Origin of the sequence: Bacteroides sp. 1_1_14 (assembly GCF_000162515.1) — a bacterium.
GTDB classification, from domain to species: domain Bacteria; phylum Bacteroidota; class Bacteroidia; order Bacteroidales; family Bacteroidaceae; genus Bacteroides; species Bacteroides thetaiotaomicron.
Genome location: NZ_GG774733.1, coordinates 1 through 1,819, shown reverse-complemented (window position 1 = coordinate 1,819; position 1,819 = coordinate 1). Strand labels below are relative to the sequence as shown.

The 1,819-nt window shown below is 51.3% G+C and carries 2 protein-coding genes and 1 pseudogene; all 3 read right to left on the bottom strand.

The annotated features are described in order from the left end of the window. A partial coding sequence (locus HMPREF9007_RS00165; protein WP_008763905.1) for a hypothetical protein occupies nucleotides 1-295 on the bottom strand: 295 nt, incomplete at its 3' end. Between the two features lie 4 nt (nucleotides 296-299). Continuing rightward, nucleotides 300-581, bottom strand: a complete 282-nt coding sequence (locus HMPREF9007_RS00170; protein ID WP_008763904.1) for an Imm17 family immunity protein — start codon at nucleotides 579-581, stop codon at nucleotides 300-302. Between the two features lie 153 nt (nucleotides 582-734). Then, a pseudogene (locus tag HMPREF9007_RS00175) lies at nucleotides 735-1,819 on the bottom strand (TraM recognition domain-containing protein); the annotation flags it as partial.

The following is a 1,819-nucleotide window of genomic DNA, read 5'->3' as shown; positions in this document are numbered from 1 at the left end:
GTTTCATCTTCCCGTAATGTTCACGGAGCGCTTCACGCCGTCCGGCTGTATAGCGTAGCTTGCAGAATAAATCGGGAAGAAAGCAGAGAGGAATCACTATGGCCAAACCAATCATCCAGCCGAAAAGGCGCAATATCGGCGGAACCCCAAGCGGTATGAGTAGGACGAAGAGCCAGCACCAAAACAGTAGCATACGTCCGTTGAGATTGGTACGCTCCCTTTCGTGCCATATCTCGGCTACATACCACATATAGTCGATGAAGCAGATCCGGTATTTGCGATTGTCCTTTTCCATACCGTTATCTCCATACAAAGAAACCAACCAATATAAGTATAATCAGAACGCTGACCAACACAATCTGAACCCTGCGGCGTGTTTCAGGCTTGCAATCGTCAAATAACCACAGTTTGCTGTTAAACTGCCAATGACACGCCCATTTCCAACGGAACAGCAACCCTGCAAGCCATAGGGCAAGCAACCCGACACCAAACAGCAACCCGTATTTCGGGTGAGCCTGCAACCACTCGAAAAACGCTTCCGCCTTGCTGTTCATTGCTTCGTATATATCGGCAACTGTCATACTTATAATTAAAAGGATTCCGAACACAAAAATAATGTTTTCTGTTCACATAATCACTACTTTATGCTCCAAAACACCGGCTGTACGGTTATAAAACCAGGAAACAGCCCCCGTTAAGGTAACGGAGGTTGTTTGCGGGGTGTTTGTGTTCATTTAGTTCTGTTCCGGCAGGAGCTTGCAAAGCACCGGGTCGTTCTTGATACGTTCCAGTTCCTCGGCGACGATGCGGCCGGCCTCTGCCTTGATACGTTCGTAGTTTTCCTGCACGACCTGTTTCATGTGATCCGTCCCGTTCTCGTCCGTGAAGTCGGTAATTTGTGGTATCTTCTTGTACCGGGCCGTTTCCGCTTTCACTTTTTCGTTGTCCACGACAATCTCGCAGTGGAAAATCTTCTGCTCGATACGTTCGTCGAAATTGTCCGCCACGGCCCCGACGAACATTCCCTGCGTGAGCGTCGAGATCTTCGAGGCCGGGATCAGGCTGTCCAGCTGCGTGGATATGGATGTCGATTTGTCGCTGCGGCTCAACGTCATGCTCTGCCGCTTCTGCAATACCTTACCGAACCGTTCCGAGAGTGTCTTGGCCGTTTCACCTACGACCTGCCCGGAGAAGATGTTGCCCACCGTGTTCATCACGACGGCGGCCTCCTTGTCCCCGTAGTCCCTCTTCAACTGTGAAAAATCCTGGAAGCACAGCAGCACGGCGACCTTGTTGCTTCTGGCCGTGGCGATCAGGTTGTCGAGTCCCTTGAAGTAGATTGTCGGCAACTCGTCGATGATGATGCCCGATTTGAGCTGGCCTTTCTTATTTATGAGCTTGACAATCCGGGAATTATACAATCCCAAAGCCGCTCCGTAAATGTTTTGCCTGTCGGGATTGTTCCCCACGCAGAGTATCTTGGGATCGTCCGGGTTGTTGATGTCGAGCGTGAAATCGTCGCCCGACATGACCCAATATAGCTGGGGCGAAATCATGCGGGAAAGCGGAATTTTGGCCGATGCTATCTGGCCCTGGAGCTGGTCTTGAGCGCCTCCGAGCCAGGCATCCATAAAGGGGCTGAGGTAGTTTTCGAGTTCCGGGTAGGATGTCAGAATCGGGAAAATATCCTCGTACCGCTTGTTCAGGAACTCGATGGCGTGCGGGAAGGTACAATACCGCCCGTTGTCGTAGATGCGCAGGAACCAGATCACGGCCGCGAAAAGGATAATGGGGGCTTTCCACAAAAAAATCGCCCTGC

Coding starts and splice junctions, on each gene's coding strand:
- HMPREF9007_RS00170 (WP_008763904.1), bottom strand. CDS start 581: ATGACAGTTGCCGATATATACGAAGCAATGAACAGCAAGGCGGAAGCG.